Source organism: Methylobacterium adhaesivum (assembly GCF_022179065.1).
In the GTDB taxonomy this organism is placed as follows: domain Bacteria; phylum Pseudomonadota; class Alphaproteobacteria; order Rhizobiales; family Beijerinckiaceae; genus Methylobacterium; species Methylobacterium adhaesivum.
This window is the reverse complement of record NZ_BPQD01000006.1, coordinates 13,082-31,503: the sequence shown is the minus strand read 5'-3', so window position 1 is coordinate 31,503 and position 18,422 is coordinate 13,082. Positions and strand designations below refer to the sequence as shown.

The following is an 18,422-nucleotide window of genomic DNA, read 5'->3' as shown; positions in this document are numbered from 1 at the left end:
TGCTCCCTCCGGGCCGGGCGCCGATTGACAAATCCGGCTCATGCGCCGAGGCTGGAATGATTCCGAGGGGGGCTCCGAGTGCGGGGGCTGAGATTGGGCGCGTCGCCCTGACCCTTGAACCTGATCCGGTTCGTACCGGCGGAGGGACGGGAATTCTCAAGCGTCACGCCCTGCGTTTCGCCCCAGCCTGCCGCTGTTCTCGACGAATCCGGGTCGCCTCCAACGCCAGGAGCAAACCCGATGAATAAGCCCGTCCTCCCCAAAGACCTGCCCGAGGGATCCCCGAAAGGGTCACCGCACGCGGTGACCACCGGCCCGATCATGGGCTCGCGCAAGGTCTACGCGGCGGTGGCCGGGCATCCCGACATCCGGGTGCCGTTCCGCGAGGTCGTCCTGAGCGACCCGAAGGAAGCGCCCGTGCGGGTCTACGATCCGTCGGGGCCCTACACCCAGACGGATGCGCCCATCGACCTCAACGCCGGCCTGCCCCTGGTGCGCGATCCGTGGATCGCGAAACGCGGCTACGCCACGGTGACGCCGCGCGCGGTCAAGCCCGAGGACAACGGCTTCGTGCCGGAGGACAAGCTCGTGGCCCCGTGTCCGGCCGAGCGGGTGATCCGCAAGGCCGGCCCCGGCCAGATGGTGACGCAGTACGAGTTCGCCCGCGCCGGGATCATCACCGAGGAGATGATCTACGTCGCCAACCGCGAGAACCTCGCGCGCGAGACCATGCTGGAGGGCGCGCAGGCGGCGCTCGCCGACGGCAACAGCTTCGGCGCGGCGCTGCCGGCCTTCATCACCCCTGAATTCGTCCGCGAGGAAGTGGCGCGGGGGCGCGCCATCATCCCGGCCAACATCAACCACCCCGAAGTCGAGCCCATGGCCATCGGGCGCAACTTCCTCGTGAAGATCAACGCCAACATCGGCAACTCGGCCGTGACCTCGTCGGCCGCCGAAGAAGTGGAGAAGCTCGTCTGGGCGACCCGCTGGGGCGCCGACACGGTGATGGACCTGTCCACGGGCCGCAACATCCACAACATCCGTTCGTGGATCGTGCGCAACTCGCCCGTGCCCATCGGCACGGTGCCGATCTATCAGGCTCTGGAGAAGGTCGGCGGCGATCCGCTGAAACTCGACTGGGAGGTGTTCAAGGATACCCTCATCGAGCAGGCCGAGCAGGGCATCGACTACTTCACCATCCATGCGGGCGTTCGCCTCGCCCATGTGCCGCTGACCGCCCGGCGCGTCACCGGCATCGTCTCGCGCGGCGGCTCGATCATGGCGCGCTGGTGCCTCGCCGGGCACCGCGAATCGTTCCTCTACGAGCGCTTCGACGAGATCTGCGACATCATGCGGGCCTACGACGTGTCGTTCTCGCTGGGCGACGGCCTGCGTCCGGGCTCCATCGCGGATGCCAACGACGCGGCGCAGTTCGCCGAACTTGAGACGCTCGGCGAACTCACCAAGATCGCCTGGGACAAGGGCTGCCAGACCATGATCGAGGGCCCCGGCCACGTGCCGATGCACAAGATCAAGGTCAACATGGAAAAGCAGCTCGCGGAGTGCGGCGAGGCGCCGTTCTACACCCTCGGTCCGCTAACCACCGACATCGCGCCGGGCTACGACCACATCACCTCCGGCATCGGTGCGGCGATGATCGGCTGGTTCGGTTGCGCCATGCTCTGCTACGTCACCCCGAAGGAGCATCTCGGCCTGCCCAACCGGGACGACGTGAAGGAAGGCGTGATCACCTACAAGATCGCGGCCCACGCCGCCGATCTCGCCAAGGGCCATCCGGCGGCGCAGTTGCGCGACGACGCCCTCTCCCGCGCCCGGTTCGACTTCCGCTGGGAGGACCAGTTCAACCTGTCGCTCGATCCCGACACGGCCCGCGCCTACCACGACGAGACCCTGCCGAAGGACGCCCATAAGGTCGCCCACTTCTGCTCCATGTGCGGTCCGAAATTCTGCTCGATGAAGATCACGCAGGATCTGCGCGCCGAGGTCCTGGCCATGGAGGCGGCCGGACAGGTGCTGGGCGAGGCGACCCCCATGAGTCAGGCCGAGCGCGAAGCCGGCATGGCGGCGAAATCCGCCGAGTTCCAGGCCGAGGGCGGCAAGCTCTACGTCGACGCGGCGGAGTAGGGGCGGACGAGCCCCTTCGGATCCGGCTCCGGCCGGACGGGAACGATGACGATCCGTGCGCCCTCTCTCCGCCGGCGGAGGGAGGGCACCGCCCGCTCAGTCCGATGCATCGACCCCTTGCACGACGCTTGGATGTCGTCGGGCCGTCACGGGGGCATCCGGGGCCGAAACCAACGAGTCGGCGCCCGAACCCGATGATCCGCGATGGGGCGGGTGAGCGACGCCTGCCCCTCTCCCCGGAAGCGGACGTTCCGCACCCGGCCCACCCTTACCGGATCGCGACGCTCCTGCCGTTCGCGGGAGCCGACGTCGGATCATCTCGCAGAGTGAAAGCTGGGGGCGCAGGCGCCTCTACAGCGCCCGCATTCTGGCCGCATGCCGGTATTCGCCCGGCGTCATTCCGAAGTGAGCCTTGAAGCGGCGGGAGAAGTGCGATTGGCTGCCGAAGCCGCAGCCGTATGCCAGAGCGCCGAGTTGCATGTGAGCGAAGCCGGGATCCGCAAGACGCAGGGCGGAGACCTCCAAGCGGCGGCGCCAGATCCAGTCGGAGATGTGAAGGCCCTTTTCTTTGAACAGCTGCTGTAGCCTTCGGACGGATATGCCAACCGCCGCGGCAAGCTGAACCGGATCGAGGGATGGATCGCCCAGGTTGTTCTCGACGTAGGTTTTCGCACGCTGCAGCAGAACGGTCCCGTACATCGGTTTCGGGACTTCCTGGGCGAGGCGTTCGGCGATGGCAGCCACGAGCAGGTCGCTGCCGATGGACGACATGCGATCCGCCGTTTCCGGTGACAAGGTGTCGTGAATGCGGATCAGCTCGTTGAAAAAGGTGGTGACGAGGGACGTCGAGGCCTGATTCGAGCCGATCGTAAGGGCCGAGTAGATTCGTGCCGGTCCGAGCAATCCCTCCAGCTTGGCCCTTGAAATTTCCATGACCAGCGAGCGGCTATACGCGTTCGTGGCCATGATGGTGGGACGACGGTCGAGGACAACGATTTCGCCGGCGCCCTGCACCGCTTCCCGGTCATTCTGAATGCTTGTCACAACGCCATCGAGCACGATGGCCACGGTCAGGGAATCATGCTTGTCGTGACGCCGGATCGTGTCCGGTGTCGCCTCGGTTCGTAACGCGCCCTGCGATATCCGTGAGACCGAAAGCGAACCGATGTTGGCACCCTCGATGGTTCCACGGAAGGGTTTGTCGCCAAGGTTCGTCAGTTCAACCGGCACGATCCTCTCGAAGATCGTCCGGCGCCAATGATTGAAGCTGTTCGCCGGAATGACCTCGTCGGTTGAGAACAAAGTCCTCATCGGTACGATTCCGAGCCATGCTGGATATGATCAGTATCGCAAATGAATTTTCGCTCTCGGGCAAAACGCATGGGTGGAATAGTATACTCATCGAACTCGCTCTGTGAGCCAGTAGCAAGTTCGAAAGTTGTGCGTCAATGGCATCGCCGCAGCCGAGATGTCGTAGTCTGATTGCTTCCCTAACGGTTGTGAGATCATTTTATGTTGATCTCCGACTCCTGCCCAAATCTCCATTCGTGAGTTCCTGAAAAACTTTCGACGGTTGAGTACTCTTTCGAACCAAAGGGTCGTCGGGCCTCTCATGACTCACGCCCCTGGGAGCCATGGCGAGGTCGGCGTGAGTCGCGCGGGCCGCGTCAGGCCGAATCGTCGTCGCCGGCTCCCGGGAGCGGGGCCCCGATATCCCGGTCGGCAGTCTCTCGATCAGGGCTCTGATCGGCGGCTCTTCGGTTCGTTTCATCCACGCGCCGTCAAAGAAGGCCGGCCTCAGGGAGGGGCGCCCCGGGCCTCATAACCCGACAGGTGCTCCCGGCCATTCAGGCCGTCCGCTTCCACCTGGTCGCCCGCTGGCCACACGACGCTGTGCGTCGGCCACTCTTCCCGACGCCGATCCTACTCAGTCATAGGTCTGACGATTCATGCAAAGAGCCAGCGTCATTCTGCTCACGGATCGACGGGATCGCAGCCGCGCTCTCGCCGCCGCCGTCCGGTCCGTGTCCGCCTGCCATGTCGTTGGTGTCGGCGAACCCCTGTTCTCCTTCGATCCGGTCGTCGGGGTGATCGCCGACATCGACCTCGATCGACCAGGCGCCAAGCAAATCCTGACGACACTGGTCGATGTGCGCCAGGAACCGCGGGTGCCTGTCATCGTCCTGTCGCGATCGTCCGGTGATGCGGCATCGTCGCGCGCGACGCGACTGGGTGCGACCGCTTGCTTGCCCGAAGTGACGGAAGCGGCGACCATCGTCGCTGCCCTGTTTCGGCAGATTCGATCTCAGTCAGACGATGGTCAACGGTCCGGTGGAGCTGCAACCTTGGTGTATGGTTTGCCTGAGCTCGTAGGCCTGGAAGGCGGACCCTTTGAAACTAACGACAGGCCTGCTCGACGCGGACATCTATGAAAGGGCAGGGACGATGGGACGACGACGTCCGCTTCCTGCATGGCTTCCCCGGACGCGGACAGGTGTGAAAACCACCCGGCACGGTCGTCGGTTTCCGCCTCATGAGCAGACCTACCGAGGGGCGACAAGAGCGGCGATCCGCGACGCTCGGATTCCGAACGGCAGATGCCGAGGCGCGGACATCCCCGCTCCGCTGATGCACGATCCCAGGCGGACGATACCCGCCAAGCCGCTCAGATGTCCCGCCCTTGATACACCTCGGGCGGAAGGTGCCGCCGCCAGCCGAAGGCCCTGAGGCGGCCGTCGATGGCCGCGAGTCCGCAGCCGATCAGCGCCATGCCGACGAAGTGGCGCGGAGCGAGGCGCTCGCCCAGCCCGACGGCCCCGAACAGGATGGCGGACACGGGAATGAGGAAGGTCACGAGGAGAAGGTTCGTCGCCCCCGCCGTCGCTAGGAGGCGGAAGTACAGCACGTAGGCGAGGGCCGTCGACAGGACCGCGATGCCGAGGATCGCGCCCCACGCGGACGCCCCCGGCATGGGCAGGGTCCAGGGCCGATCCACCACGAGGGCGAGGGGCATGAGCAGGAGGGTGGAGGCCGTCACCTGCCCGGCGGCCGTCGCGAGGGGTGGGACGCCCATCCGCCGGAAGCGCCGTCCGAAGAGGCCGGCGCAAGCATAGGACAGGGCCGCGCCGAGGACCGCGACTTGCGCCAGGAGGTCGGTCCCAAGGCCCGCGAGGACGGCCGGTCCGACCATCACGGCGACACCCGCGAGGCCGGCGAGCACGCCCGCGATCCGGTGGCCGGTCATCCGCTCGTCGGCGGTGAGGAGGTGGGCCGCCACCACGGTGAACAGCGGCGTGGTCGCGTTCAGGATCGCGGCAAGCCCGGAGGCGATCTGGGTCTGGCCCCACACGATCAGGCAGAAGGGAACGGCGTTGTTGAGGAGGCCCATGCCGAGGAAGGCCCCCCAGACCCGAGCCGCGCGCGGCATGGCGAGGCCCGCGAGGGGCACGACGGCGTTGAGGATCAGCGCGGCGAGCCCGACGCGCAGGGCGACGAGGGTGAAGGGCGCCACGGCGTCGAGGGCCACGCGCGTGAAGAAGAACGAGCCGCCCCAGAGCACGGAGAGGCCGAGCAGCATCGCCCATTCGGGCCCGGACATTGGACGGTTCACGGCTGGCGGCATGACGGACCTCTCGTGGGTTCGACCCGTCCTATGATTTCGCCCGAGCGCCGTGCGTCCCGTTTCTTGCTCTCGAAAGGGCAGCCGAACGATGGCGGCGTCTCGCCAGACCTGAGGATCGCCAGCATGCCCGACGCCCCGAGGCCCCCGATCCCCGCGCGAAACCCGTCCCCCTGGATCGCCGGCCTCGACGGCTGTCGCGGGGCCTGGGCCGGGGTGCTTCTGAACCGCGACGACGGCCGCCACCGCGCGGCCCGGTTCGCCACCGTCGCCGATTGCCTCGACGCCCCGGAGGCGCCGGCCTTCGTCGGCATCGACATCCCCATCGGCTTGCCCGACCGGGTGGAGGGGGGCGGGCGCGTCGCCGACCGGGCGGCGCGGGCTTGGCTCGGTTCTGGCCGGGCCAGCGTATTCCCGATGCCGCCGCGCGCGGCCGTCTACGCGCCGGATTACGAGACCGCCAAGGCCCTGTCGCGGGCGGCGAGCGACCCGCCCTTCGCGCCCTCGATCCAGGGCTGGAACATTTTTCGTGGCGTGCGCGAGGTCGACGGCCTGCTGCGGACGCGACCCGCTCTAAAGGACCGCCTCCACGAGGTTCATCCCGAGATCGTCTTCCGGCGCCTCAACGGCGACCGTGCGCTGGCCGCGCCGAAGAAGAAGCCGGAGGGGCAGGCCGCGCGCCGGGCGCTCCTCCACGCCGCCGGACTGGCCGAGGCCCTGATCGCCGGACGCCCCACCGGGATCGGCGCCGACGATCACCTCGATGCCCTCGCGGCCCTCGTGGTGGCGCGCGACATCGCCGGGGGCCGGGCCGTGCCGCTGCCCGATCCGCCGGGGCGCGACGCGTTCGGTCTTCCGATCGTGATCTGGATGCCGGGTTCCGTGCCGTAAAACACTAGCCGTCCGACGTTTTGCTGCTAGATCAGCACTCGACGAGGTGAAGTGCGATGCGAGCGAAGAAAATCCTTTGATGCGATGGATTAAAATATTTTTCTTCGATCGGGATGACGGACAATACTTCGGAAGGAATCCATGACGCGCTTCGCTTCAGAGCCGGCCCCCTCCGTTGTCGCGAGCCCGCCGGTGCGCGACATCGCCCGTGCCCTCGTGTTCGATCCGGCCGGGCGTCTGCTTCTCATCGCCTACGAGGCGGTCCGGTCCATCGATCCGGCGGCGCCGGACGATCGCACCTTCTGGTTCATGCCCGGCGGCGGTCTGGAGCCCGGCGAGAGCCATGTCGCGGCATGCCGGCGTGAACTCGAGGAGGAGATCGGCGTTGCCGATGCGCCCATCGGGCCGCTGGTCGCCACGTGCGACGGCCCCTTCCACCTGTTCCGGACGTCGCGCCATGCCCGCGAACGCTACTTCGTGGTGCGTCTCCCCGACGACCGGATCGACACGCGGCGCCTCGCCGAGACGGAGGACAACCCCGTCCTCGGCACGCGCTGGTGGACCCTTGCCGAACTCGAGGCGACCCAGGAGCGCATCGAGCCGGCGGGGCTGGCGTCCCTCGTCCGTGCCGTCGCCGGCGGCACCCTTCCCGAAACGCCCGTCGTCCTGACGTGGCACAACCCCTCACAGAAAGGCTGACACCCGATGACCACCCAGCAGGCCCGCACGTTCCCCGAGGCGCTCAAGGAGGGATACCGCGCGTTCCGCGACGGCCGCCTGCCCGACGAGGCCAAGCGCTACGCCAAGCTCGCCAAGGGGCAGTCCCCCGAGGTGCTGCTCATCGGCTGCTGCGACAGCCGCGTCTCGCCCGAGGTGATCTTCGACGCGAGCCCCGGTGAGCTGTTCGTGGTCCGCAACGTCGCCAACATCGTGCCCCCGTGCGAGCAGGGTGGCGAGTATCACGGCACCTCGGCGGCCATCGAGTTCGCCGTCCAGGCCCTGGAGGTGAAGCACATCGTCGTCCTCGGCCACGCCACCTGCGGCGGCATCAAGGCCTTCGCCAGCCCGCCGGCCCCCCTGTCGAAGGGCGACTTCATCGGCAAGTGGGTGTCCCTCGTGGCCCCGGCCGCCGAGCGCGTGACCCAGGACCGCGAGGCCCCCGACTACCTCACCCACCTCGAATACGCGATGGTGGCCCAGAGCCTCGACAACCTCATGACCTTCCCGTTCATCCGCAAGCGGGTCGAGAGCGGCGAGCTGCAGCTGCACGGCGCCCATTTCGGCATTGAGCGTGGCGAGCTCTACCTGCGCGACCCCGAGACCGGGGCGTTCAAGCCCGCGACGGACACGGACGGCAAGCCGGTGCGCCCGAGCGCGCTGATCAACTGCAACGAGGCGTAGGATCCGGTCCCGCCCGGGACCCGACCGAACGGCCGATGTCCCGCGAAGGGGCCCGCTTTCCGTAAGGGAGCGGGCCCCTTTCGCATGGGGGGCGCCGGACCAGACAGCCGTGACGGTGCCTCGACCTCAAGCGCGAAAACGAGAAAAGGACGCCGAGCCTTCGGCCCGACGTCCCCTCGACTGGTCCCACGGGCCCATCGCCCGAAGGACCCCTCGGATTTTTCGTTCAGCGCGCGCCGGGCAGGCGCTGGGCCATCTGGTAATGCTGCTCCAGCACCGGCAGGGCCTGCTGGGCATGGGCGCGCAGGGCCGGGTTCGGTCCGTTCGCGGCGTAGGACTGGTACATGGGGATCGCCATCTGGTGCGACTGAACCTGCATCGAGCCATAGAGCCGATCGAAGCGCGGACCGGCCGGGGTCTGCGACAGCTCGGCGAGCATCGCCTGCTGCTGCGGGTTCGGCTGCACCAGGGTGGTGCCGGCAGTGGTGTTCACGTCGCCGATCATCGCGCCGGTGGCCGCACCGCGCTGGGCGCCCGAACCGAGACCTTCGAGGCCGCCCACGGGACCGCCGCTCAGGGTTCCGCCGACGACACCCGCCGCCGCGCCCGTGGCTGCACCGACGGCGCTGCCCGCGACGGCGAGGGGGGCGGTGACGAGGCCGCCGAGGCCGTCGTTACGGGCCATGACGTTGCTCTCACCGCCTGCGAGGGCGACGTTGGCGGCGCGGTGATCGCGCAGGGCCTCCTTGGCGTAGCGCACGACCTGCGGGTTACGGCTCTTCTGCAGGGCGATCTGGCTCGACTGCACCTCGAAGGCGTTGGCCTGCATCGCCGCCAGGCGGAAATCACCCATGTCCTGGGCGAAAGCCGGAGTGGCAAGGGCCGTCACGATGGCGGTCATGGCAACGTATTTGTTGATCATGGGTATCCTCAATATGGCTGTCGAAACATGCAAGATCGAACCCGGAAGCGTTGCCGCTCGCGCGGGCCGGTCGTCTTTGGTTTCGGCGAACTAACGAGGGAAAATCTGTTCTGTTCCAGTCTATCGCCGCTGAACAACGCACGCGCATCGTTGATCCGGTCCACCCGATCTTGCCGAATCGTCCGGTCTCGCCGGATCGTGCCGGCGTGAAGCTCGGGGCGATCCAGGGTCTGCGGGCGTTCGCGGCCCTCCTCGTCGTTGTCCATCACGGGCAGGCCGAGGTGGCGGCCCTGGCCGAGCGCGCCGGGCTCGCCTTCGCGCCCGTCGCGTGGCTGCCGTGGTCGTCCGGCGTCGACGTGTTCTTCGTCATCTCCGGGTTCATCATCGTGTACGCGAGCGCGCCGTTCTACGGGCGGGCTGGGGGACGGGCGCGCTTCCTCGCCCACAGGATCGCCCGTCTCGTGCCGCTCTACTGGCTGGTGAGCGCCCTCTACCTCGCGGTGGCGCTGGCCGTGCCGGCTCTCCTCAACGGCGGCCCCGCGACGCCCGGAACCGTCGCCGCCGCGTTCCTGTTCTGGCCCGTCGAACGCCCGGACGGCCTCGTCCTGCCACTGTACGGGCTTGGCTGGACCCTGAACTGCGAGATGTTCTTCTACGCCGTCTTCGCCGTCGGCCTCGGCTGGGGGCGGGGGAGGGCGGTGGCCTGGGCCTGCGCGGTGCTCCTCGGCCTCGTCGCCCTCGCCGGGACGGTGCCCGGCCTGCCGACGCCGCTGGCGTTCTGGGGCAGTCCCATCGTCCTCGAATTCGCCTTCGGGGCGGCCCTGGGCCTCGCCCGCGCGCACGGCCTGCGGCTGTCGCCGCCCGCCCGTCTCGCCCTCGCGGCGGCCGGGCTCGCGGGCCTCGCCGCGGCCGGCGAGCCCGACGCCCTGTGGCGGCCCCTGGCGCTCGGTGGGCCGGCCCTCCTCCTCGTGGCCGCCGCCGCCCTGGGGCGTGAAACGGAGCCGGCGGGGGGACGGTGGTCGGATCGGGCGGCGGCGGCCGTCGTCGCCCTCGGGGACGCCTCCTACGCCCTCTATCTCGTCCATCCCTTCGTGTTGCGCGCCACCCGTGAGGCGGTGGCGCGCCTCGGTCTCGCGCCGATTATCGGCCCGTGGGGGGCGCTCGCCCTCATGCTCGCCTTCTCGGTCGCCGCCGCCCTCGTGGTGGCGCGCTGCGTCGAGGCGCCGCTCACGCGGGCCGCCCGGCGCCGCCTCGACCCCGAATCGGGGCATCTCGGCCCGCGTCACGCCTGAGCGACGCCGTTCCACCGGGGAAACCCGCGCGGTTCCCATGGGCGCCGGCCCGGTCGGAGTTTGCCGCCGGGGCAAATCGCACTAGCCTGCGGCGATCCGCGCCAACGAACACCGCGCTGCGAAGGGTCGCCGCCATGAAGACGCTTCTCGTTCCCGTCGCCCTGCACGACAGCCTGTCCTCGGTGTTCGAGACGGCGATCCTCGCCGCCCGCCGGTTCGGCAGCCTCGTCGAGGGCGTGTCCCTGCGCCCGGCCCTTGCCGAATACGTCCCCGTCGACATGGTCGGCGGCATGACTTGGCTGCGCGACGAGGAAGCCGACAAGGCCGAGGCCGAGGCGGCGGGCGAGCGCTTCGTCGCCTTCATGCGCGAGGCCGGCGTTCCCCTCGCGCCCAACGGCCCGTGTACCCCCGCCAACGTCGCCGCCGCCGGACCACGCTATCGCTGGCGCCCCGACGTGCCGGCGGGCGACGCGTTCCTCGGCCAGCATGCCCGCCTGTTCACCGCCACCGTGGTCGGCCGCCCCGGCACCGAGGAGCGGGCGCCGCGCATGACCACCTTCGAGACCGCCCTGTTCGAGAGCGGACGGCCGATCCTCCTCGCGCCCCCCATCGCCCCCGCGACCCTCGGCGAGGCGATTCTCATTGCCTGGAACGGCTCCACCGAGACGGCGCGGGCCGTCGCCTTCGCCATGCCGTTCCTGCGTCAGGCCCAGCGCATCCGGGTCGTCAGCGTCGAGGGCGGCACCGTGCCGGGGCCGAGCGCGGAGGAACTGGCCGACGCCCTGGCCTGCGAGGGCATCCTCGCTGAGCACCGCGCCTTCTCGGCGGGGCGGCGCACCCCCGGCGAGGTGTTCCTGGCCGAGGCCGAAGCCTTCGGCTGCGATCTCCTGATCAAGGGCGCCTACACCCAGAGCCGCCTGCGCCAGATGATTTTCGGCGGGCCGACGAGTCACCTCCTGGCCCATGCGGGCATCCCCATGCTCATGGCGCACTGATCCGGCGCCGCCGGGATCGAATCGATGAGGAATGTAAGAACGCGCCGGCCTTCCCCGAGGAAGGGCCAGCGCTAGCTGTGGGGGCGTGCCAACCCGCGACCACCCCGTAAAATGACCAGATCGCGCGCAATTGACTTGCGCGCTATCTTTATTCGGGGCAGTTTCCCGTCGGATCGGCCTTGGCCCGATGGAAGGACACCCATGACCAGAACCACCCGCGCCGCCGCGCTCCTCGCCGCCTGCCTCGGCCTCGCCGCGAGTCTGCCAGCCCGGGCGGACGCGCCCGTCGTGCGCATCCGGGGCACCATCGCGTCCGTGGAGGGCAACACCGTCACCATCAAGCCGCGCGTCGGCGATGCCGTCACGGTCCGGCTCGGCGATGCCGTGCGTGTTGCCGGTGCCAGCGCCGCCAAGATCTCGGACATCCAGCCCGACAGCTACATCGGCACCGCCGCCACGCCCCAGGCCGACGGCACCCTGAAGGCCCTTGAGGTCGCGGTGTTCGCTCCCAGCATGCGCGGCACCGGCGACGGCCACTATCCGTGGGATCTCGAGAAAGAGAACACCATGACCAATGGCGCCGTCGGCGCCGTGACGGGCACGGCCAACCGCACCATCACGGTGACCTACGCGGGCGGGCAGAAGACCATCACGGTTCCGGACGACGTGCCCGTGGTGGCGCTGGCCCCGGCCGATGCCGGTCTGATCAAGCCCGGTGCCCGCGTCGTCGCCTTCACCCGCGCCGACGCCTCCGGCACCCCCGTCGTCGACCGCATGGTCGTCGGTCAAAACGGCACCGTGCCGCCGATGTAGCGGCCGGGCAAACCGATCGAATCACCCGAACGACACAGGAGAGAACGCCATGATGAAGAGTCTGCTCACCGGCCTCGCCCTCACCCTCACGGTGGCCGCCACCACCGCCCGCGCCGACGACATCGTGCGCTATCGCGGCACCATCGAGAAGGTCGACGGCTCGACCCTCACGGTGAAGCCGCGCACGGGTGACCCCGTCACCGTGACGTTCTCGGGCGACACCAAGATCCTCGCCGCCACATCGGGCAAGCTCGCCGACATCAAGTCGGAGAGCTACATCGGCACCGCCGCGATCCCGCAGCCCGACGGCACCCAGAAGGCCCTGCAGGTCACGGTCTTCTCCTCGTCCCTGCGCGGCACCGCCGACGGGCACTACCCGTGGGATCTCGGCTCCAACTCGACCATGACCAACGGCGCCGTCGGTACCCTGTCGGGTACGGACGGCCGGACCATGCTGGTCAAGTACCAGGGCGGCGAGAAGAAGGTCGTGGTGCCCGACGACGTGCCCGTGACCCTGGTCGATCCGGGCGAGAAGAGCATCGTGGTGCCGGGCGCCAAGGTCGTGGCCTTCACCAAGAAGGGCGCCGACGGTACCCTCTCGGCCCCGATCCTCATCGTCGGCCGCAACGGCACCGTGCCGTCCATGTGAGGCCGCTGCCCCGCCTGTCCGGAGCCTTCGATGATCCGGAACAGGCGCGGGTCCCCTCTCCTGGAAGGAGAGGGACAGGGTGAGGTGTGTGGACTCTTCGGAGATGGACCACACCTCACCCCAACCCTCTCCTTCCAGGAGAGGGAGCCTGTCGCGCCTCGCGAGGACAGTTGCGGGCCGTTCGTCGCACGCTCGTCCCGGTAAGGGCGAAGACGTGGTGGGTTATGATCTGCCCGCAGCCCGGCCCGAAGTTTTTCCGCTTTGGGGAGGTACGCGCCACCACCCCAAAAGGCCGAACACCCGATGACCCTGGTCCCCGAACCGCCCGCCCGTGTCGTGGTGATCCATCCCCTCGTGGTGCGCATCACCCACTGGATCAACGCGGTCGCGGTGTTCTGCATGCTGTTTTCCGGCTGGGCGATCTACAACGCCTCGCCGTTCTTCCCCCTGACGTTCCCGAAATGGGCGACGCTCGGCGGCTGGCTCGGCGGGGCCATCGCCTGGCACTTCGCCGCCATGTGGCTGTTCGCCGTCAACGGCCTCGTCTACGTCGTCTACGGTCTGCTGAGCCGGCACGTCGCCCGCACGTTCCTGCCCTTGAGCCCCGGGGCCGTGTGGCGGGATGCGCGAGCCGCCCTCACCCTGCGTCTCGCTCATCGCCTGGGCGAATACAACGCCGTGCAGCGCCTCGCCTACGTCGTCGCCTTCCTCCTCGGCGCCCTGCTCCTGGCCTCGGGCCTCGCCCTGTGGAAGCCGGTCCAGCTCCAGAATCTGGCCGCCCTGTTCGGCGGCTACGAAGGCGCGCGCCGGGTCCACTTCCTCGCCATGGCGGGCCTCGTCGGCTTCATTCTCCTGCACCTCGCCCTCGTCCTCGTGGTGCCGAGCACCCTCAAGGCGATGATCACGGGCCGGGCCCGCGTGACCCCTTCGGAGACGTGACATGACCCGCGATCCCGACACAGCCGCCCGCCTCAAGGCCCTGCGGGCCGATCTGCAGCCGGACCTGGTGAAGCTCGAGCGCCGGGCGCTCCTTCGCTCCGGCCTGTCGCTCGGCGCCCTGACGCTGCTCACGGGCTGCGACCTCTCCACGGGCTCCAACGGCACCGTCGCCGACCGGATGCTGTGGGCGATGTCGCGGTTCAACGACCGGGTCCAGGGCTGGCTGTTCGATCCGAACACCCTGGCGCCGACCTACCCGGCCTCGATGATCGACACCCCGTTCCGCTTCAACGCCTACTATCCGCCGGACAACATCCCCGAGGTCGAGGGCGCCGACTGGAAGCTCGAAGTCACCGGCCTCGTCGCCGACAAGACGCCCTGGACCCTGGAGAAGCTGCGCGCCCTGCCGCAGGAGAGTCAGATCACCCGCCACGTCTGCATCGAGGGCTGGAGCCAGATCGGCCAGTGGAGCGGCGTGCCCCTCAAGACCTTCCTCGAACGGGTCGGCGCCGACCTCACCGCCAAATATGTCGGCTTCAAATGCGCCGACCGCTATTACGGCAGCCTCGACATGCCGAGCGCCCTCCACCCCCAGACCGTCCTGGCGCTCGATTTCGCCGGCAAGGAATTGTCACCCGAATACGGCTATCCGTTGCGGGTGCGGGTGCCGACGAAGCTCGGATTCAAGAGCCCGAAATACATCGGCAGCGTGTTCGTGACCAACGATTATCCGGGTGGGTATTGGGAGGATCAGGGCTACAACTGGTTCAGCGGGATCTAGCCCTGAAAATCTGAGGCTTGGAGCCTGCTGAGGACATCCGGGTCGAGGTGCAACCGGACCCGGAACCCCGAAGTCGCCCTCGACGTACCCCGGCGGCAGACGCTTCGACGGCTTCGGCTCCATCCGGCGACGCGATTGGCGACCAACGGTTCCGCCGACCCGATGTCAGCCGGCTCGGTGTCTTTCACAGAACGCCCGCCGCGCCGTCGTGCTCAGGGTGAGCACCGGCCCTGGCCGGACGTTCGGTGAGGCACTCTCAGGACGCAACCAGGCGCAACAACGACGTGGTTGCCTTGGGCTCCCTCGGGGATGCGCAACAGGTCTGGTTCCGCCCATGGGCCTTGGCCACGTAGAGGGCCTCGTCCGCCTCGCGGTAAAGATCCTCGCACGAGGCAGACGCGCCGGTGGCAAGGCCGATGCTGACCGTGACCGAGCCGGCGCCGAGGCCGGTCGGGGCGAGCGTCGCGACTTCCCGATGGACCTTGTCGGCGACGCGCATCGCCCCTTCGCGCCCCGTATCGGGCAGCAGCAGCACGAATTCCTCGCCGCCGACGCGGGCCACGAGATCCTCGGGGCGGTGCACGCTTGCCGTCAAGCAGCCGGCGAGCCCCTGCAGCACCGCATCGCCGACCGTGTGGCCGTAACGGTCGTTGACGCGCTTGAAGTGGTCGGCATCGACGACGAGCAGGGACAGCGGCATCCCCGTACGCTGGGCGACCTCCCGTGCGCGCGCGAAGGTCTCCTCGAATCGGCGCCGGTTCGCCAGCCCCGTCAGCGTATCGGTGAGCGACAGCCGCGAAAGTTCGGCCTGCATCGCAGCGCGGCGTCGGAGTTCGCGCCCGAACAGCAACGAAAGGACAACCGTGAGGCCGCACAGGACCAGGACGACACTTCCGATGATGAGGGTTCTCCCCCGCCATTCGGCTTCGATCTCATCGACCGAGAGCGCCACGTTCAGGATCAGTGGCAGGTCCCCGACGCGGGCAAAGGTGTAGAGCCGCCTGACGCCGTCTCGGACGGAGGTTTCGACGAAAGAGCCGCTCCCCTCGTGCGTGAACCGATCGAAGGTTTGGGACCCGGCGATATTCACGCCAACATCGGCTTCCAGGTAGGGGTAGCGCGTGAGGCGTGTGCCATCACGCAGATACAGGTTGATGGCGCCCTCTTTACCGAGGCCGATCTGGTCGAACAGGTGACCGAAGTAGGAGAGCTTCAGACTACCCAACACCAGTCCGCCGAAGGAGCCGTCGAACTTGTCGATCCGTCGCGTGAAGGTAAGCATACGCTCCCCCGTCAGCCGCGAGACGATGGGCCGTCCGATATGCAGGCCAAGGTGGCGGTTGGCTTTATGGAACTGAAAGTAGTCGCGGTCCGCATAATTGCCCGCGCGCGGCGGCGAGGCGGCGGCGTCCAAGATGAGCTCACCTTTCTCGTCGAGGACGAACATGACGCCCAGGTCTCGAGCCGAGGCGGCGCGGTCGAACAGGACGAGCTGACGCATCTCCGGTTCGAGTCGCTCAAGGCCCGGGGCACGCAGATTGTCCTGGACGGCGCGGAGCGAGAGGTCGACGATCTCGATATTGCGTTCGATGTCGCGCTCGATGACCTGCAGCAGGTTCTTCGAGGTCTGCCGGGCCTTGTCCCAGGCATCCCGGCGGAGATCGAGGAGCATGATCCCGGAGACGACAAGCATGCCGAGCGGCGCCAGCACACCGAGGGCGATCCAGCTGCGGGCGGAGCGGAGCCGGCGCGCTAGACAGTTCGGTGTGACCATGCGGGAACACTCTCAGGTGTCGCTGTTGCGGGTCGACGTCTACCGCTGGTCCTGCTCACGAATACCTTCCGCGTCGATTTTTCCCGGCTCCAAAATCGCTTCATGGCTAACGAATCGTTCGTCGATCGCCTTCAAGGTTCGCCGTCGCGATGAGATTGAGCGGCCGCCGTGCCGGTTCTGTCTCGCGAAAGCGGTGATGGCACGCGCGTGATTGACGCAATTGTCATGATGCTCGGCGCGTGGGGGCCTTCCGATTCCCCACCGGGGCAGAGGAGGGTTGCCGGGCCCGTCTCGACGGCCGTGCCCACCACCTCGCATCGGCGCGAAATCCGCCCTACATCGCTCCCCCATGAGCACCGATGCAGACTTCGCCCTCGACGCGCGCCTCGCCGCCGACACCGTGCATGTGGGCGACCTCGCCCTGTGCCGCGTGCTGCTCATGGACGACGCCCGGTTTCCCTGGCTGATCCTGGTGCCGCGCCGGAACGGGGCCAGCGAGATCACCGACTTGGTCCCCGAGGACGCGCGGGCCCTCATGGAGGAGATGCGGATCGCCACGGGCGTGATGCTGGCGCTCGCCAAACCCGACAAGGTCAATGTCGCGGCGCTCGGCAACGTCGTGCCCCAGCTCCACGTCCACGTCATCGGGCGGTTCCTGTCGGATCCCGCTTGGCCGCGCCCGGTCTGGGGGGTGGGCGAGGCCAAGCCCTATCCGCATCACGCCCGCGCCCAGATGGTCGAGCGCATCGGCGCCCTTTTCGCGGCGGCCTGACCATGACCGATGTTCGCGATGGTCTTGGCTACGTCCACAATCGCCTCGTGCGCCATTCCGCCGAGAGTCTCGCGCCTGTACCGTCCCTGACGGAGCCCGGCGCCCGCCTCGTGGCCATGGCCGGCGACCGGGTGGTGCTCGGCGACGGCTCGGCCCTCCTCGACCCCGCGCGGATCGCCCCCGAGGGCATCCTCCTGTTCCTCGGCCGCCTCGACGGTGTCCCGGTCTTCGCCACCGCCCTGCCGCCCGAACGGGCGGAGGCGTTCGAGGCCGTGCCGGGGTTCGCCACCAACGATCTGCGCAGCCTTGCCGCCGAGGGCGGGGTGGCGCCCCACGAACTCGGGCTCCTCGCCACGGCGAAATCGCTCCTGTCCTGGCACGCGCGCAACGGATTCTGCGCTCAGTGCGGCACCCCGACCGTGCCCGCCGCCGGGGGCTACCGCCGCGATTGCGCGGCCTGCGACACCCACCATTTCCCACGCACGGACCCCGTGGTCATCATGCTGATCCAACGGGGGGAACGCTGCCTGCTCGGCCGCTCGCCCCGGTTTAAGGAGGCGATGTATTCCTGCCTCGCGGGCTTCCTCGAGCCCGGCGAGACCATCGAGGCTGCCGTGCGGCGCGAGACCTTCGAGGAGGTCGGATTGCGCATCGGCGCCGTCGCCTACCACACCTCGCAGCCCTGGCCGTTTCCCGCCTCGCTGATGATCGGGTGCATCGCCGAGGCCCTCGACGAGGCGATCACCCTCGACGCGCAAGAACTCACCGACGCCCGCTGGCTCACCCGGGACGACGTGGCGGCGATGATCGCCGGGGGCCACCCCGAGGGCCTCACGGTGCCGCCGTCCATGGCCATCGCCCATGCGCTCATGCGCGCCTTCGTCGACGGGCGGACCTGAACGACCGAACCGCGACCGAACCCTTGCGCCCCTGACGGGTTGTGCCTGCTCAGGGCCGCCGTTCCGGGCGGCCGCGCGTGGGACATTCCAATGGACATTGCCGTCGACACCGTCACCGAGATCATCCTGCGCCTGCGCGCCGTCGAGGTGAAGGAAGGGCCGACGGACCCGGATTCCGGCTCGAACGCCATCGACGACGGCGCCACGGACATCCTCACCTCCGGCACCGACGACGCCACGGAGGAGGAGGTCCGGGCGATGATCGGGGCGCTCAACGACGACGAGCGCGCCGACCTCCTGGCCCTCGTCTATGTCGGGCGCGGCGACATGGAGGCCGAGGAGTGGAAGGACGCCGTGCGCTTCGCCCGCGAGCGCGAATCCGTCGGCGAGGGCGCGGCCCGCGAACTCCTCGGCACGCCCAACGCCGCCGACCTCCTCGCGGAGGGCATGGCCAATCTCGGCATCACCCCGGACCTGCCCCAGGCCTGATCCTTTTCCGCCTGATCCGTTCTGTGAGGCGGTGATGCGGT

18 protein-coding genes and 1 riboswitch are annotated in these 18,422 nt (G+C 68.6%); of the genes, 14 read left to right on the top strand and 4 right to left on the bottom strand.

Annotated elements, in window-relative coordinates; all coding sequences use genetic code 11:
* Positions 1-55 precede the first annotated feature (55 nt).
* A riboswitch (TPP riboswitch) is annotated at positions 56-164 on the top strand.
* A 76-nt stretch (positions 165-240) separates the two neighbouring features.
* On the top strand, positions 241-2,145 hold the full coding sequence (gene thiC, locus MFF01_RS06880; RefSeq protein WP_238223319.1) for a phosphomethylpyrimidine synthase ThiC: 1,905 nt from the start codon (positions 241-243) through the stop codon (positions 2,143-2,145).
* A 351-nt stretch (positions 2,146-2,496) separates the two neighbouring features.
* Here thiC and MFF01_RS06875 read toward each other — a convergent pair whose 3' ends face one another.
* Positions 2,497-3,456, bottom strand: coding sequence for a helix-turn-helix domain-containing protein (locus MFF01_RS06875; protein ID WP_238223318.1), 960 nt, complete (start codon positions 3,454-3,456; stop codon positions 2,497-2,499).
* A 638-nt stretch (positions 3,457-4,094) separates the two neighbouring features.
* Here MFF01_RS06875 and MFF01_RS06870 point away from each other — a divergent pair.
* A complete protein-coding gene (locus MFF01_RS06870; RefSeq protein ID WP_238223316.1) occupies positions 4,095-4,577 on the top strand; it encodes an ANTAR domain-containing protein in 483 nt (160 codons plus the stop codon).
* A 233-nt stretch (positions 4,578-4,810) separates the two neighbouring features.
* Here MFF01_RS06870 and MFF01_RS06865 read toward each other — a convergent pair whose 3' ends face one another.
* Positions 4,811-5,767 (bottom strand): DMT family transporter, encoded by a 957-nt coding sequence (locus MFF01_RS06865; RefSeq protein ID WP_238223315.1) that lies wholly within the window; start codon positions 5,765-5,767, stop codon positions 4,811-4,813.
* Positions 5,768-5,890: 123 nt separating this feature from the next.
* Here MFF01_RS06865 and MFF01_RS06860 point away from each other — a divergent pair, with 123 nt between their 5' ends.
* The 3 genes from MFF01_RS06860 to MFF01_RS06850 all read left to right on the top strand — a co-directional run bounded on the left by MFF01_RS06860 (position 5,891) and on the right by MFF01_RS06850 (position 8,056).
* Positions 5,891-6,655: a DUF429 domain-containing protein gene (locus tag MFF01_RS06860; RefSeq protein WP_238223313.1), complete on the top strand. Its 765-nt coding sequence runs from the start codon at positions 5,891-5,893 to the stop codon at positions 6,653-6,655.
* A gap of 141 nt (positions 6,656-6,796) precedes the next feature.
* The gene (locus MFF01_RS06855) at positions 6,797-7,354 is read left to right on the top strand and encodes an NUDIX hydrolase (protein ID WP_238223311.1); all 558 of its coding nucleotides are present in this window, start codon (positions 6,797-6,799) and stop codon (positions 7,352-7,354) included.
* Between the two features lie 6 nt (positions 7,355-7,360).
* On the top strand, positions 7,361-8,056 hold the full coding sequence (locus MFF01_RS06850; RefSeq protein ID WP_238223309.1) for a carbonic anhydrase: 696 nt from the start codon (positions 7,361-7,363) through the stop codon (positions 8,054-8,056).
* A 226-nt stretch (positions 8,057-8,282) separates the two neighbouring features.
* Here MFF01_RS06850 and MFF01_RS06845 read toward each other — a convergent pair whose 3' ends face one another.
* Positions 8,283-8,978 (bottom strand): DUF4142 domain-containing protein, encoded by a 696-nt coding sequence (locus MFF01_RS06845; protein ID WP_238223307.1) that lies wholly within the window; start codon positions 8,976-8,978, stop codon positions 8,283-8,285.
* 170 nt (positions 8,979-9,148) lie between these two features.
* On the opposite strand from MFF01_RS06845, the gene MFF01_RS06840 reads away from it, so the two are divergent.
* The 6 genes from MFF01_RS06840 to MFF01_RS06815 all read left to right on the top strand — a co-directional run bounded on the left by MFF01_RS06840 (position 9,149) and on the right by MFF01_RS06815 (position 14,447).
* Positions 9,149-10,270 (top strand): acyltransferase family protein, encoded by a 1,122-nt coding sequence (locus tag MFF01_RS06840; RefSeq protein WP_238223306.1) that lies wholly within the window; start codon positions 9,149-9,151, stop codon positions 10,268-10,270.
* A gap of 134 nt (positions 10,271-10,404) precedes the next feature.
* Positions 10,405-11,265, top strand: coding sequence for a universal stress protein (locus MFF01_RS06835; protein ID WP_238223305.1), 861 nt, complete (start codon positions 10,405-10,407; stop codon positions 11,263-11,265).
* 201 nt (positions 11,266-11,466) lie between these two features.
* Positions 11,467-12,078 (top strand): hypothetical protein, encoded by a 612-nt coding sequence (locus MFF01_RS06830; RefSeq protein WP_238223304.1) that lies wholly within the window; start codon positions 11,467-11,469, stop codon positions 12,076-12,078.
* 49 nt (positions 12,079-12,127) lie between these two features.
* Positions 12,128-12,727, top strand: coding sequence for a hypothetical protein (locus MFF01_RS06825; RefSeq protein ID WP_238223303.1), 600 nt, complete (start codon positions 12,128-12,130; stop codon positions 12,725-12,727).
* A gap of 303 nt (positions 12,728-13,030) precedes the next feature.
* Positions 13,031-13,666, top strand: coding sequence for a cytochrome b/b6 domain-containing protein (locus MFF01_RS06820; protein WP_238223302.1), 636 nt, complete (start codon positions 13,031-13,033; stop codon positions 13,664-13,666).
* Between the two features lies 1 nt (position 13,667).
* On the top strand, positions 13,668-14,447 hold the full coding sequence (locus MFF01_RS06815; protein WP_238223301.1) for a molybdopterin-dependent oxidoreductase: 780 nt from the start codon (positions 13,668-13,670) through the stop codon (positions 14,445-14,447).
* Between the two features lie 256 nt (positions 14,448-14,703).
* Here the strand turns inward: MFF01_RS06815 and MFF01_RS06810 are convergent, their stop codons facing one another.
* Positions 14,704-16,221, bottom strand: coding sequence for a sensor domain-containing diguanylate cyclase (locus MFF01_RS06810; RefSeq protein WP_238223300.1), 1,518 nt, complete (start codon positions 16,219-16,221; stop codon positions 14,704-14,706).
* A 349-nt stretch (positions 16,222-16,570) separates the two neighbouring features.
* Here MFF01_RS06810 and MFF01_RS06805 point away from each other — a divergent pair, with 349 nt between their 5' ends.
* The 3 genes from MFF01_RS06805 (at position 16,571) to MFF01_RS06795 (ending at position 18,381) form a co-directional block, all read left to right on the top strand.
* The gene (locus MFF01_RS06805; RefSeq protein ID WP_238223297.1) at positions 16,571-16,993 is read left to right on the top strand and encodes an HIT domain-containing protein; all 423 of its coding nucleotides are present in this window, start codon (positions 16,571-16,573) and stop codon (positions 16,991-16,993) included.
* A 2-nt stretch (positions 16,994-16,995) separates the two neighbouring features.
* On the top strand, positions 16,996-17,892 hold the full coding sequence (gene nudC, locus MFF01_RS06800; RefSeq protein ID WP_238223295.1) for an NAD(+) diphosphatase: 897 nt from the start codon (positions 16,996-16,998) through the stop codon (positions 17,890-17,892).
* A gap of 90 nt (positions 17,893-17,982) precedes the next feature.
* A complete protein-coding gene (locus MFF01_RS06795) occupies positions 17,983-18,381 on the top strand; it encodes a DUF3775 domain-containing protein (RefSeq protein WP_238223293.1) in 399 nt (132 codons plus the stop codon).
* Positions 18,382-18,422 lie beyond the last annotated feature (41 nt).

Coding starts and splice junctions, on each gene's coding strand:
- MFF01_RS06855 (WP_238223311.1), top strand. CDS start 6,797: ATGACGCGCTTCGCTTCAGAGCCGGCCCCCTCCGTTGTCGCGAGCCCG.
- MFF01_RS06810 (WP_238223300.1), bottom strand. CDS start 16,221: ATGGTCACACCGAACTGTCTAGCGCGCCGGCTCCGCTCCGCCCGCAGC.
- nudC (WP_238223295.1), top strand. CDS start 16,996: ATGACCGATGTTCGCGATGGTCTTGGCTACGTCCACAATCGCCTCGTG.
- MFF01_RS06820 (WP_238223302.1), top strand. CDS start 13,031: ATGACCCTGGTCCCCGAACCGCCCGCCCGTGTCGTGGTGATCCATCCC.
- MFF01_RS06805 (WP_238223297.1), top strand. CDS start 16,571: ATGAGCACCGATGCAGACTTCGCCCTCGACGCGCGCCTCGCCGCCGAC.
- MFF01_RS06870 (WP_238223316.1), top strand. CDS start 4,095: ATGCAAAGAGCCAGCGTCATTCTGCTCACGGATCGACGGGATCGCAGC.
- thiC (WP_238223319.1), top strand. CDS start 241: ATGAATAAGCCCGTCCTCCCCAAAGACCTGCCCGAGGGATCCCCGAAA.
- MFF01_RS06825 (WP_238223303.1), top strand. CDS start 12,128: ATGATGAAGAGTCTGCTCACCGGCCTCGCCCTCACCCTCACGGTGGCC.
- MFF01_RS06795 (WP_238223293.1), top strand. CDS start 17,983: ATGGACATTGCCGTCGACACCGTCACCGAGATCATCCTGCGCCTGCGC.
- MFF01_RS06865 (WP_238223315.1), bottom strand. CDS start 5,767: ATGCCGCCAGCCGTGAACCGTCCAATGTCCGGGCCCGAATGGGCGATG.
- MFF01_RS06860 (WP_238223313.1), top strand. CDS start 5,891: ATGCCCGACGCCCCGAGGCCCCCGATCCCCGCGCGAAACCCGTCCCCC.
- MFF01_RS06875 (WP_238223318.1), bottom strand. CDS start 3,456: ATGAGGACTTTGTTCTCAACCGACGAGGTCATTCCGGCGAACAGCTTC.
- MFF01_RS06845 (WP_238223307.1), bottom strand. CDS start 8,978: ATGATCAACAAATACGTTGCCATGACCGCCATCGTGACGGCCCTTGCC.
- MFF01_RS06815 (WP_238223301.1), top strand. CDS start 13,668: ATGACCCGCGATCCCGACACAGCCGCCCGCCTCAAGGCCCTGCGGGCC.
- MFF01_RS06835 (WP_238223305.1), top strand. CDS start 10,405: ATGAAGACGCTTCTCGTTCCCGTCGCCCTGCACGACAGCCTGTCCTCG.
- MFF01_RS06850 (WP_238223309.1), top strand. CDS start 7,361: ATGACCACCCAGCAGGCCCGCACGTTCCCCGAGGCGCTCAAGGAGGGA.
- MFF01_RS06830 (WP_238223304.1), top strand. CDS start 11,467: ATGACCAGAACCACCCGCGCCGCCGCGCTCCTCGCCGCCTGCCTCGGC.